Origin of the sequence: Providencia alcalifaciens, assembly GCF_020271745.1 — a bacterium.
GTDB classification, from domain to species: domain Bacteria; phylum Pseudomonadota; class Gammaproteobacteria; order Enterobacterales; family Enterobacteriaceae; genus Providencia; species Providencia alcalifaciens_B.
Window position 1 is genome coordinate 360,526 of sequence record NZ_CP084296.1, and the last position, 12,001, is coordinate 372,526.

General features: G+C 44.4%; 9 protein-coding genes. 3 read left to right on the forward strand and 6 right to left on the reverse strand.

Translation table 11 applies throughout. The features are described 5' to 3' along the window. Nucleotides 1-167 precede the first annotated feature (167 nt). Nucleotides 168-1,064: a diaminopimelate dehydrogenase gene (locus tag LDO51_RS01535; RefSeq protein WP_225576112.1), complete on the reverse strand. Its 897-nt coding sequence runs from the start codon at nt 1,062-1,064 to the stop codon at nt 168-170. A gap of 193 nt (nt 1,065-1,257) precedes the next feature. On the opposite strand from LDO51_RS01535, the gene LDO51_RS01540 reads away from it, so the two are divergent. Further along, nucleotides 1,258-2,604, forward strand: coding sequence for an MATE family efflux transporter (locus tag LDO51_RS01540; protein ID WP_225576113.1), 1,347 nt, complete (start codon nt 1,258-1,260; stop codon nt 2,602-2,604). 196 nt (nt 2,605-2,800) lie between these two features. Continuing rightward, entirely contained in the window at nt 2,801-4,126 is a 1,326-nt protein-coding gene (locus tag LDO51_RS01545) for a serine dehydratase subunit alpha family protein (RefSeq protein ID WP_225576114.1), read from the forward strand. Nucleotides 4,127-4,297: 171 nt separating this feature from the next. Here the strand turns inward: LDO51_RS01545 and yjiA are convergent, their stop codons facing one another. From yjiA to LDO51_RS01565, 4 genes are all read right to left on the reverse strand, one after another. Next, nucleotides 4,298-5,263 carry a GTPase gene (yjiA, locus tag LDO51_RS01550; RefSeq protein WP_225576115.1) on the reverse strand — a complete coding sequence of 322 codons (966 nt, stop codon included), beginning with the start codon at nt 5,261-5,263 and terminating at the stop codon, nt 4,298-4,300. Between the two features lie 39 nt (nt 5,264-5,302). Further along, entirely contained in the window at nt 5,303-5,506 is a 204-nt protein-coding gene (locus LDO51_RS01555; RefSeq protein ID WP_154602399.1) for a YbdD/YjiX family protein, read from the reverse strand. Between the two features lie 101 nt (nt 5,507-5,607). Beyond that, nucleotides 5,608-7,761: a carbon starvation CstA family protein gene (locus LDO51_RS01560; RefSeq protein ID WP_225576116.1), complete on the reverse strand. Its 2,154-nt coding sequence runs from the start codon at nt 7,759-7,761 to the stop codon at nt 5,608-5,610. 394 nt (nt 7,762-8,155) lie between these two features. After that, nucleotides 8,156-8,644, reverse strand: a complete 489-nt coding sequence (locus tag LDO51_RS01565; protein WP_225576117.1) for a WG repeat-containing protein — start codon at nt 8,642-8,644, stop codon at nt 8,156-8,158. Between the two features lie 359 nt (nt 8,645-9,003). On the opposite strand from LDO51_RS01565, the gene LDO51_RS01570 reads away from it, so the two are divergent. Continuing rightward, nucleotides 9,004-10,611 (forward strand): GMC family oxidoreductase, encoded by a 1,608-nt coding sequence (locus LDO51_RS01570; RefSeq protein WP_225576118.1) that lies wholly within the window; start codon nt 9,004-9,006, stop codon nt 10,609-10,611. Nucleotides 10,612-10,661: 50 nt separating this feature from the next. On the opposite strand, the gene purT is transcribed toward LDO51_RS01570, so the two are convergent. Continuing rightward, on the reverse strand, nt 10,662-11,840 hold the full coding sequence (gene purT / locus LDO51_RS01575; protein ID WP_225576119.1) for a formate-dependent phosphoribosylglycinamide formyltransferase: 1,179 nt from the start codon (nt 11,838-11,840) through the stop codon (nt 10,662-10,664). Nucleotides 11,841-12,001: the final 161 nt, after the last annotated feature.

The following is a 12,001-nucleotide window of genomic DNA, read 5'->3' on the forward strand; positions in this document are numbered from 1 at the left end:
TCGAACTAATCCTAAATAATGGCGTTATTCTGAAGGGGAATAAAATAAAAAGCGAGGAGAGAAAATGGCACGCGGTCACAAAACTATTTATTATACCGCGCACCATTAATCAGTGATTAAAGCTATTTAAAAATTAAATCTATCTAAAAATTAAATCTATCTAAAAATTAAACCAGCTTAGCGATTAAGCTATCTAAATCACCTTGCAGGAAATTCACTGGTGGGATTTCAATGACGGTATAAGCGCCCGCAGGCTGTTTCATGGTCGCTCTTGCGGCAGAAACCATAAATTGCGATGTTAATGCTGGGTTATTGATACGCATTGAATATTCAAATAATTGGTTATGCGTCGCACCAGAAACCCCTTTATGGGTCATGTGAACCCCGTGCCCCACATCTTTTAATGCATCAATGCTATCCACTTGACGAATATGGGTTTCATCGGAAGAGAAATAACTATCTTGCTTTATCCCACGCACCACATCATCAAAATTTGCACCGGCTTCCAGCTCAACATACACCATACGGCGATGGACGCCAGTGCCTAGAGGGATGGTGACTGAAAGCGCATCTTTCACGCCATCAACCGCTTTCGCAGCCACACTGTGTCCCATGCTCATACCTGGTCCAAAGTTCGTGTAAGTCACCCCTTTTGGTGCCATCGCTAACATCAGAGTACGCATGATGGAGTCAGAACCCGGATCCCAGCCTGCCGATACAATTGATACACTGTTATGTTTCTTCGCGACGCTATCAAGCTGGTGTTTTAATGCCACGATATCAGAGTGCACATCGAAGCTATCTACAGTATTAATCCCTAGGCTTAAGATTTTCGCAGCTAAAGTTCCAATAGCCCGTGTAGGGGAACAAAGTAACGCAACATCCACGCCACCTAATTTTTCAATATCATCAACCACTTTATACCCGGTTAATTCCGCTGGAATATCTTGGGTATTACGACGTACAATTCCGACTAATTCGAAATCATCAGCGGCTTGAACAGCTTCTAGTGCATAACGACCAATATTGCCGTAACCCACTATTGCTGTTTTAATTTTTGTCATTGTAACTCCTCGGTCATTCTGATGTCATATTTCAAATACAAGATACATATCAATAACAAATTTATATAGATTAAACAAAGCTTAATTCTCTAAAAACTTCCGGCTTTTATTACTAGGTTACTTTATCAATTAGAGGTAGAATCCGAGCAAATCTCGTTCTTTTCTCTAATTTCAACGAATACAAAGGTTCTTAATGCATCAGCCCGATGTCACTGAGAGGTCACTCTATTCCCTCAGTTGGCCAATCTTTATTGATATTTTTCTTCATTTGGCCACCTTATTAATTAATACCTACATGGTGAGCCATGTATCGACCGCCTACCTCGCTGCAATGGGGGTCGGGAATCAAGTCTTTGACCTATTTATTACTATCTTTAACTTTATTAGCGTGGGATGTAGCGTCGTTATCGCCCAATATCTGGGGGCGGGACGTCGTGATAAAGCCAGCCAAGCTATTCATATTTCCATCGCATTTAACTTTATATTAGGTTTCTCCAGCGCCTTAATTGCACTCTTTTTTGGCTACAAAATTCTGACCATCATGAATACCCCATCCCACTTAATGGATGATGGGTATGCGTATTTACACATTTTGGGTATTTGTTTAATTCCAGAAGCGATCTCCATCATTCTCGCGGCTTGTTTACGCGTTTATGGCAAAGCTCAGCCCGCGATGTGGGTCACGCTGATTGCCAACATCATTACCGTAATTGGTAACATGATTGTGCTGTATGGGTTCTTTGGTTTACCGCAATATGGCCTGGAAGGCGTTGCATGGTCAACGGTGGTTGGGCGCGTTGTGGCAGTCATTTTACTGTTCTGCCTGTTGTTCTATGGTTTAAGAATTAAGTTTAGCCCAATGATGCTGATCCGTTGGTCCAGTAAAATGCTCAGCAAAATCCTGCATATTGGTTTACCTGCCGCGGGCGAAAACTTGGTGTGGATCCTGCACTTTATGACCGCATCCGCCTTTATCGGCTTAATGGGTGAAACCGCCCTTGCGGCGCAAACCCTCTACTTCCAGCTTTCGCTATTTATTATGCTGTTTGGAATTTCCATCAGTATTGGTAATGAGATTATGGTTGGGCATTTCGTGGGCGCTAAGCGCTTTGAAGATGCCTATCGCCGTGCGTTTAAGAGTTTGAAATGGGGCTTTTACGTCACTATCGGCGTGGTGTTTGTATTTTGGTTATTCCGCGCACCCATACTCGAAAGCTTAACGGACGATCAAGGTATCATTCAGCTATTACTGCCAATTTTCTTATTATCCGTGTTCTTAGAGCCGGGACGTACTATCAACATCGTCATGGTAAACGCCCTTCGTGCCTCCGGTGATGCGAAGTTCCCATTATTGACCGCCGTACTCTTTATGTGGGGTATCGCCATTCCATTAGGCTATTTCCTTGGTATAAAAATGGAAATGGGGTTAATCGGTATCTGGATTGGATTCTTTGTCGATGAATGGGTTCGCGGGCTCACCAATGCGTGGCGCTGGCGTTCACGTAAATGGCAAAGTAAACGCCTCGATTTAGAAAGCTAAGCTTACTGGATCCTACCTATGAAAATAGGTAGGATTTTTGTGATCGGCATCATATTTAAAAATATTTCCCCCTAATAAATCATATTGGAGATAAATTTTCTCTCCAATCCCCATTTATCCATAAACATTGTGAAGTTTTTCTCCGCCCTCTTCATTAAAATAATTCCATCACCACATGACTTTTAGGGATATAACCATGGCAACGCAAACTGAAGAACTTCTCTGGCAATATTTTATCAATGCCGTCAAACAAGACGTGAAACCTGCGCTGGGCTGTACTGAACCCATTTCCCTTGCTTATGCAGCGGCAAAAGCAGCGTCTTATCTGTCATCGCCAGTGATCCGCGTTGCCGCATTTGTTTCTCCAAATCTCATGAAAAATGGTATGGGTGTCACCGTTCCCGGAACAGGAATGGTAGGATTACCCATTGCCGCAGCGCTAGGTGCTGTGGGCGGAGATGCCGATGCAGGGTTAGAAGTGTTAAAGTCAGCATCACCTGAAGCGATTGCTCGCAGTAAAGCGATGCTCGCAGACGGTTCCATCACCGTTGATATTAAATCCCCTTGTGATGATGTTGTTTATTCAGAAGCGACAGCCTACAGCGAAAATGACTCTGCCACGGTGATCATCGCTGGCTCTCATACTCATATTGTCAAAATTATCCACGGTGATCAGGTTCTGTTCGATATTACTGAGAATAAAACAGAAATCCGGGATCCCGTTGATTGTGGTACCGATGTCAGCTTACCGAAAGTCACCGCTAAAGCGGTTTATGAGTTCGCAACTCAAGCACCATTAGACGATATTCGTTTCATTCTTGAAGCCGCACACTTAAATGATGCGTTGTCTCAAGAAGGTTTACGCAATAGCTATGGCCTGCATATTGGTAAAACGCTACAGGCTCAACGTGACCGCGGTTTATTATCCAAAGATTTATTATCCGAAATTATGATCCGCACGACGGCAGCCTCCGATGCACGTATGGGCGGTGCGGTATTACCCGCAATGAGTAATTCCGGTTCCGGTAACCAAGGTATTGCTGCAACCATGCCAGTTGTCGTCACTGCTGATTATCTGCAATCTACCGAAGAACAGCTAGCTCGTGCGCTGATGCTCTCCCATTTAATGGCCATTTATATTCATAACCAACTGCCTGCGCTTTCTGCATTATGTGCGGCAACCACCGCTGCGATGGGCGCTGCCGCAGGGATTGCATGGTTATTAGAAGCCCGCTATGAAGTGGTCGCAATGGCAATCTCTAGCATGATCGGCGACGTCAGTGGCATGATCTGTGATGGCGCATCCAACAGCTGTGCGATGAAAGTCTCCACCAGTGCGAGTGCGGCATACAAAGCCGTATTGATGGCGCTAGATAATAGCTGCGTAAGAGGCTCGGACGGGATTGTATCGGATGATGTGGATCAGTCGATTACGAATTTGTGTTCGTTGGCAGCAGGCTCAATGCGGCATACGGATATCCAAATCATCGAAATAATGTCCTCTAAAACTCTTCGTTCTTAACGCTGCTGGTGCGTTGACTTCTCTTAGCTACCCTAGTCACATACTCTTGTATGCTCCTAGGGATAGCTGGCGTTTGTCGCCTTCCTTCAGCGCTAATAACTTTGAGTTTGATTCTGACTTTGAATTTTATTCTGACTTCTAATTTCTATTGCTGTAGCTTAATTCTGATTTTTAATTTCTGGTTTCTAGTGCGGCGAATTTTTCGCGGATTTCGGTTTCTGGGAGGTCGATGCCGATGAAAACGAGGACGCTGCTGCGCGTTTCATCTTCCCCCCAATCTCTGTCCCAATCGGCGCTATAAAGGCGCTGGACGCCTTGGAATAATAGGCGTTTTGGTTCGTCGACGATGGACAAAATTCCCTTATAACGTAATAAATTATCTGCAAAACCAAGCAGCAAATCTTCCATCACTTGGGAGACGGCCATCAGCTCTACAGGGTAATCAAACTCCAGCACAATCGACCCTACTTCATTTTGCTGCTTAGGGGCAAAACGGAAAGTCGGCTGCTTAACATTGAGTTTTGAATCCAGCAAAAAGCCTTCAATATCTAACAACAAATCTAAATTAATATCCCCATGAACCACCGGATAAATCGGCGCTCGGGCATTAATTCGCTGCAAACGCTCAATCAACGCATCGGTATTTGGCTCTATGTCAGTTTTGGTGAGAAGGATTCTGTCAGCATAGCCAATTTGCGCTTGGGCAATGGCGAAATCATTAAGTTGCTTATCGGCGTGAACCGCATCCACCAAGGTAATAATGCCATCCAATAAATAGCGCTCGCACAGCACTTCATGGGAGAAAAATGTTTGTGTAATCGGCCCCGGATCGGCCATGCCCGTACATTCAATCACTAAACGCTCAAAATCGAGTTTACCGCTGTCTAAGCCGTCCAATAAATCCAACAACGCATTCTCTAATTCATTAGAACGACTACAACAAATACAGCCATTACTTAAGGTAGTGATTTGCGTGGCACGGTCGCCAATCAATGCATTATCAATCGGCACTTCGCCAAATTCATTCTCGATAACGGCAATTTTATGACCATGACCCGCATTGAGGATATGGCTCAATAGCGTGGTTTTTCCTGCGCCCAGAAAGCCCGTTAAAATCGTTACATTGATTGGTTTCATTATTGCCCTCATCATGCCATTCATTTATAAGAAAGTGCGTTAACAGCAGCGAAATCCGCCTTTACCATTGCCGCCGTAGCGAGCATCTTGTCGTTCACGAAAGAACTCTTTATAGGTCATCACAGGTTTGTCGGGGTGATTATCTTTCATATGCTGCACATAGGTATCGTAATCGGGGATCCCCACCAGCATACGCGCCGCCTGCCCTAAATATTTACCGGTTTTACCCAAGTTTCCAAACATAACCATCTCCAAAGGCAAAATGCCCGACACTGCGTTTTCGTACAATGCCGGGCTTCCCTTATTGTTTCGAGTGAAACTTAACTCGATGCATTATTCTGCTCTTAGTGTGAAGATGACACTTTCACACCCTCTTTCGGAACAGGAACATAAGGGGTTTCTTTATCTGTACGATTTGGGTTTTTATGGGCTTTCATTCCCACACGAATACCGTAGAAGATAATACCGTAAACCACCACTAAGAACAGAATACTCAGACCCGCGTTAGTGTAGTTATTAATAATAATGTGATTCATATTAGTAATTTCTTGTGCCGTTAACTCAGCACCACCCGCGGCGATTTTATCTTTGTAAGATTTCGCTAAGTATAGGAAACCTTCTAATTGAGGATTATCGCTGAATAATTTCAGTCCCAGTGCCCATGTAGTACAGATTAATAACCATACCGCTGGTAACACAGTCACTAAGATGTATTTACTGCGTTTCATCTTAATTAATACAACTGTACTGAGGACTAACGCTACCGCTGCCAGCATCTGGTTGGAGATACCGAACAGTGGCCACAAGCTCTTAACGCCGCCCAGTGGGTCAACCACACCTTGATACAGTAAATAACCCCATAAGCCTACGCATCCTGCTGTACCAATGATCCCAGCAAACAGAGAATCGGTTTTCTTCAGGAATGGCACGAAGTTACCCAGTAAATCTTGCAGCATAAAGCGACCAGAACGGGTACCCGCATCCAGTGCAGTTAAGATAAACAGTGCTTCAAACAGAATACCGAAGTGATACCAGAAGCCCATGTTGGCAGCCGGCATAATTTCGTGGAATACAAACGCAATACCGACAGCTAAGGTTGGCGCACCACCCGCACGGTTCAGAATCGAAGGCTCACCGATATCTTTTGCTGTTTGCATGATTTGTTCAGGAGAAATCACAAAGCCCCATGAACTGACCGTTGCTGCCGCATGAACAGACACATCTTTCAGTTGCGCCATAATTGCAGCGCCATCAGGACCACCCAGCTCATGCAGGTTAGGCATAGTGATACCTAATGCTGATGGTGGAGTGTTCATTGCAAAGTACAGGCCTGGCTCGATGATAGAAGCGGCCACTAACGCCATGATAGCCACGAAAGATTCCATTAACATCGCACCGTAGCCGATGTAACGTGCGTCTTTTTCGTTCGCTAACAGTTTTGGAGTCGTACCTGAAGAGATTAAGGCGTGGAAACCAGACACCGCACCACACGCAATGGTAATGAACAGGAATGGGAACAGTGTACCTTTCCAAACTGGACCAGAACCATCAACAAACTGCGTCACCGCTGGCATTTTCAGTTCAGGGTTCAGGATAACAATACCCACCGCTAAACCAACGATAACGCCGATTTTCAGGAATGTCGCTAAGTAGTCACGAGGCGCCAAAATCAGCCATACTGGCAGTAACGCGGAAACAAACGCATAACCGACTAATGCATAAGTAATGGTCGTATCTTTAAAGGTCAGCGCTGGACCCCAGTAAGGGTCATGAGCAATCACACCACCAAACCAAATAGATGCGACTAACAGTGCAATACCGATAACGGCAATTTCACCCACACGCCCTGGTCGGATATAGCGCATGTATATCCCCATAAAGAGCGCAATCGGCACAGTAGAGCAAACCGTGAACACACCCCATGGGCTTTCTGCTAGTGCCTTAACCACGATCAGCGCCAATACTGCAAGGATGATGATCATAATTAAGAAGCAGCCAAACAGTGCTAGCGTACCTGGGATTGGACCCAATTCTTCTTTAACTATCTCACCAAGGGATGCACCGTTACGGCGTGAGGAGATAAACAGCACCATAAAGTCCTGTACCGCCCCCGCAAGGACAACCCCTGCCAGTAGCCACAATGTTCCCGGTAAGTAACCCACCTGAGCCGCTAATACTGGTCCAACTAATGGCCCCGCCCCTGCGATAGCCGCAAAGTGGTGACCAAACAGAACGTTTTTATTGGTTGGAACATAGTTTAAGCCGTCATTATTAATGACCGCTGGCGTCGCACGCGTTTCATCCAGCTTCATCACTTTTTTAGCGATATATAAGCTGTAGTAGCGATAAGCAATCAGATACACCGCCACAGATGCGACGACGATCCACAATGCACTAATGTGCTCGCCGCGTCTTAGCGCGACAACCCCTAAACAGATTGCACCGATGATACCGAGGATCATCCATGGAATGTGTTTTAAAATACCATTTTTGTTCATAGAACACCCTTCTAAGGTAGAACGAACATGCCATTAATACGTAATTACCGTTTATTAAACTGCGAAAACGTTGTTGTTAGTCGTTTTCGATGAATAACAAATGATTTTTTAATAGGCAGTGGTTGAATGATTTTGAATGTGAAAAATTGAGTTCTGCCATAGTGGGTATGGTAAGAAATTACTATCAGGAAAAGCGAAGAGTTACCTTGAGTGGTGGCATACAGAATTAAGCGGTTAGTTTTTTACAGTGAATGGTTTTCCAGCGTCGTCAAACCCTCAAAAAATGTGATCTGCGTACCAAATATTCTTTATTTCAACAAGTTAAGTAACTTTTAAAATCATGTTTAGATTGTGACTTTTGTTAAATTCTTGAGGTTAATACATGAATAAAACGCTAATTTTCTCTACGCAATGGATTAACAATTTCTTGCCATTCTCCCCCAACCCACCAGCTATGTTCTCCGTCAGTTTGCCGCTCGCACTTCTCACCGACCTTAGCTTTGCCGTTTTCGAATGGATATGCACAATCATAAATCGGTTCAATCACAATCTCTCCGGTTTGCGCGTTGGCATAACCGATCTTTTTCCCCTGACGAATTCGGTATAGCCCTTCACTCGCAGGATCGAGACCATTATCAAAATAGTAAAATTGATACACTTCATTACCCTGCCTATCCACGAGTCTGATACCATTTTTTGTGTATACGCTTCCTTTAAGGCAATAAAGGAAAGATGACGAAGGTTCAAAGCAGCGGATTTTTTCACTTTCATCTTCCGCCATTAACTGAAACTGTTCTTCAAGCGGCATGGCTGCCGCCATCGTTGCCATAAACACAGAAATAGATAAACCCATCAGCATGCTTTTTATTCGTATCAGGTTCATTCGTAAAGGCGCCTCTCATTTTATTGGGCTCTCAGCATCCCTTAAAGCGTCCCAAATGGGTATCAGATAATCGCGTAATTCCTTTCTATGCATCTTTTTCGTTCACACTATTTTTCACTAAGAATAATCCAATCAATAAAACATTAACTTGTTAATAAAATTAAAGACAAGACTAAAAAATTATGAAATTCATATTTTCCTTTTAAATAACAATAATTAGATAAAACCAAAAAATAATTACAGAGGAAATTGTTTTTGAAGTGAATCACACTAACAGAACATTATTTATACATTAATAATCCAAACGCGTTATTGTTAAATAAATGATATTTGAATGTTAATTTCAATGGGGAAATAAAATGAGCACACAAAAATATGACTATATTATTGTCGGTGCAGGATCCGCAGGTTGTGTTCTCGCCGCACGCCTGATCCAAGAAACTCAAGCTCGCGTGTTGCTTATTGAAGCTGGCGGTAGCGATAACCACATGTTTATCCGTATGCCTGCTGGCGTAGCAAAAATTATTGCCCAAAAAAGTTGGCCATATGAAACCGAACCAGAACCTCATGCCAATAACCGCAAAATGCAAATTGCTCAAGGTCGCGTGTTGGGGGGCAGTAGTTCAGTCAATGGTATGATCTACATTCGCGGACAAAAACAAGATTATGATAACTGGGAACAAAAGTACGGCTGCGAAGGCTGGGGTTATCAAGACGTCCTACCGTGGTTTAAAAAAGCAGAGCGCAATGAAAGCTTAACCGGAGAATATCACGGCACGGAAGGGCCACTTCCTGTCAGTGAAAACCGTTATCGCCATCCGCTTTCTATGGCATTCATTCGAGCTGCCCAAGAACATGGTTTACCTTATGTTAATGACCTTAATGGAGAGAGCCAACAAGGGACCAGTTTCTATCAAACCACAACCCATAATGGGGAGAGAGCCAGCACCTCTAAAACTTATTTGAAATCAGTAGCAAATAGCGACCGCCTAACCCTCAAGCTCAATACCCAAGTTAACCGTATTATTATTCACGATGGGCAAGCTGTTGGTGTGGCTTACCAAGGTAAAAATGGCCACGAAGTCGAAGCCCTTGCCCGTGAAGAAGTGCTGATTTGCTCCGGCGCAATGGGATCAGCGAAGCTATTAATGCTCTCCGGCATCGGTCCTGAAGAACATCTTTCCTCTTTAGGGATCAAAACGCTGGCTAATTTACCGGTGGGTAAAAACTTTCACGACCATCTGCATATGTCCATCAACGTCACCACCAAAGAGCCCATCAGCTTATTTGGTGCCGACCAAGGCTTTGCCGCTATTAAACATGGAGTTGAATGGATGGCATTTCGTAGTGGGCTACTCGCCTCTAACGTTTTAGAAGGCGCCGCCTTTAAAGACAGTTGCAACCAAGGTCGCCCTGATGTGCAAATTCACTTTTTACCTATTTTAGATAGCTGGGATGATGTACCGGGAGAACCACTGCCTGCGGCTCATGGTTTTTCACTAAAAGTCGGTTACTTACAGCCTAAGTCTCGCGGGGAAATTTTACTGCGTAGCCAAAACCCGCAAGATCCGTTAAGAATTCACGCGAATTACTTGGCTGATCCAGAAGATATGGAAGGTTGTAAACGTGCGGTGAAATTCGGTTTAGAAGTATTAAGCCAACCATCATTGCAAGCTGTCAGTAAAAATACGTTAATGCCTACAGCCCAAGTTCAGCATGATGACACTCAATTAGAAGAGTTTGTCCGTAATTTCTGTAAAACGGTTTATCACCCCGTTGGCACCTGCCGTATGGGTACTGATACCACAAACTCCGTCACTGATTTACGTCTTCGCGTTCATGGGGTCAACAAACTACGCGTGGTAGATTGTTCCGTGATGCCAGAAATTCCAAGTGGCAATACCAATGCACCAACCATCATGATTGCGGAGCGCGCAGCCGCTATGATTATTGAAGATAGACAATAGTCACCCTAAAAAGCCCCCCCGCCAAAACCCAATAGGCGGGGGAATAATCACTATCCTGTTACTTTCACTCTAGCCGCCGCCGTTTTTGCCATCTCTAACGCTTGCTCAATCGAATCCCCAATCGCGAGCGCCACACCTAAACGACGAGTCCCAGCAATTTCCGGCTTACCAAATAAACGCAATTGAATATCAGAATCGAGTGCCTCATGAATGCCAGAAAAAACCACATTCTGACTATGCAGCTCAGGTAAAATCACGGCCGATGCGCTGGCACCATACTGGCGAATAGTGCCAATCGGTAAGCCTAAGAAAGCGCGAACATGTAATGCGAATTCAGACAGATTCTGAGAAATCAACGTCACCATGCCGGTATCATGAGGGCGAGGAGAAACTTCATTGAAAATAACCTCATCGCCACAGACAAACAGCTCCACGCCGAATAAGCCGTATCCACCTAAAGCGGTGACAATTTTCTTCGCCACGTCCTGCGCTTTTTGCAACGCAACGTCGCTCATTGCTTGCGGCTGCCAAGATTCGCGATAATCACCTTTTTCTTGGCGATGACCCACAGGCGCACAAAAATGCACACCGTCTGCCGCGCTAATGGTTAATAAGGTAATTTCAAAATCAAAGTTCACCATTTTTTCAACAATCACGCGACCTTGACCTGTACGCCCGCCTTCTTGGGAATAATTCCACGCACTATCCAGCTGCTCCGCTGAGCGAATGACGCTCTGCCCTTTTCCTGATGAGCTCATAACCGGTTTTACAATGCAGGGAAAACCAATTTCATGGGCTGCGGCTTCAAAATCCGCTTTCGTTTCTACAAAGCGGTATCCAGACGTCGGCAGTTGTAACTCTTCAGCGGCTAAACGGCGGATCCCTTCACGGTTCATGGTTAGGTAAACCGCATTGGCGGATGGCACAACTTTTTGCCCTTGCTTTTCGAGCTCAACCAAGGTTTTAGTGGCAATAGCTTCAATTTCAGGAACGATAAAATCCGGCTTTTCACTCGCAACAAGTTGACGTAGTGCTTCACCATCCAACATATTAATGGTGTAACTGCGATGAGCAACATGCATCGCGGGGGCATTGTCGTAGCGATCTACCGCAATCACTTCAATACCCAAACGCTGGCACTCAATCGCCACTTCTTTACCTAACTCCCCCGATCCGAGAAGCATAACTTTTGTCGCGCTAGAACAAAGTGCAGTACCTAATTGGCTCATGATAATGACCTTATATCCCCAGAAATAAATGCTGCTACATAAAAGATAATGTATAAAAGATGGCTGGGATTATATACGCAATCGTTTGCCTTGACCATAATAGAAGCATAGCCCGCTAACAGTATTATCTGCAAAATAGGCTAACCAATTAAAATTTCAGG

What these genes read in the sequence shown, in the direction of transcription:
- LDO51_RS01570 (WP_225576118.1), top strand. Translation starts at nt 9,004, where the DNA reads ATGAGCACACAAAAATATGACTATATTATTGTCGGTGCAGGATCCGCA.
- LDO51_RS01535 (WP_225576112.1), bottom strand. Translation starts at nt 1,064, where the DNA reads ATGACAAAAATTAAAACAGCAATAGTGGGTTACGGCAATATTGGTCGT.
- purT (WP_225576119.1), bottom strand. Translation starts at nt 11,840, where the DNA reads ATGAGCCAATTAGGTACTGCACTTTGTTCTAGCGCGACAAAAGTTATG.
- LDO51_RS01540 (WP_225576113.1), top strand. Translation starts at nt 1,258, where the DNA reads ATGCATCAGCCCGATGTCACTGAGAGGTCACTCTATTCCCTCAGTTGG.
- LDO51_RS01560 (WP_225576116.1), bottom strand. Translation starts at nt 7,761, where the DNA reads ATGAACAAAAATGGTATTTTAAAACACATTCCATGGATGATCCTCGGT.
- yjiA (WP_225576115.1), bottom strand. Translation starts at nt 5,263, where the DNA reads ATGAAACCAATCAATGTAACGATTTTAACGGGCTTTCTGGGCGCAGGA.
- LDO51_RS01565 (WP_225576117.1), bottom strand. Translation starts at nt 8,644, where the DNA reads ATGAACCTGATACGAATAAAAAGCATGCTGATGGGTTTATCTATTTCT.
- LDO51_RS01545 (WP_225576114.1), top strand. Translation starts at nt 2,801, where the DNA reads ATGGCAACGCAAACTGAAGAACTTCTCTGGCAATATTTTATCAATGCC.
- LDO51_RS01555 (WP_154602399.1), bottom strand. Translation starts at nt 5,506, where the DNA reads ATGTTTGGAAACTTGGGTAAAACCGGTAAATATTTAGGGCAGGCGGCG.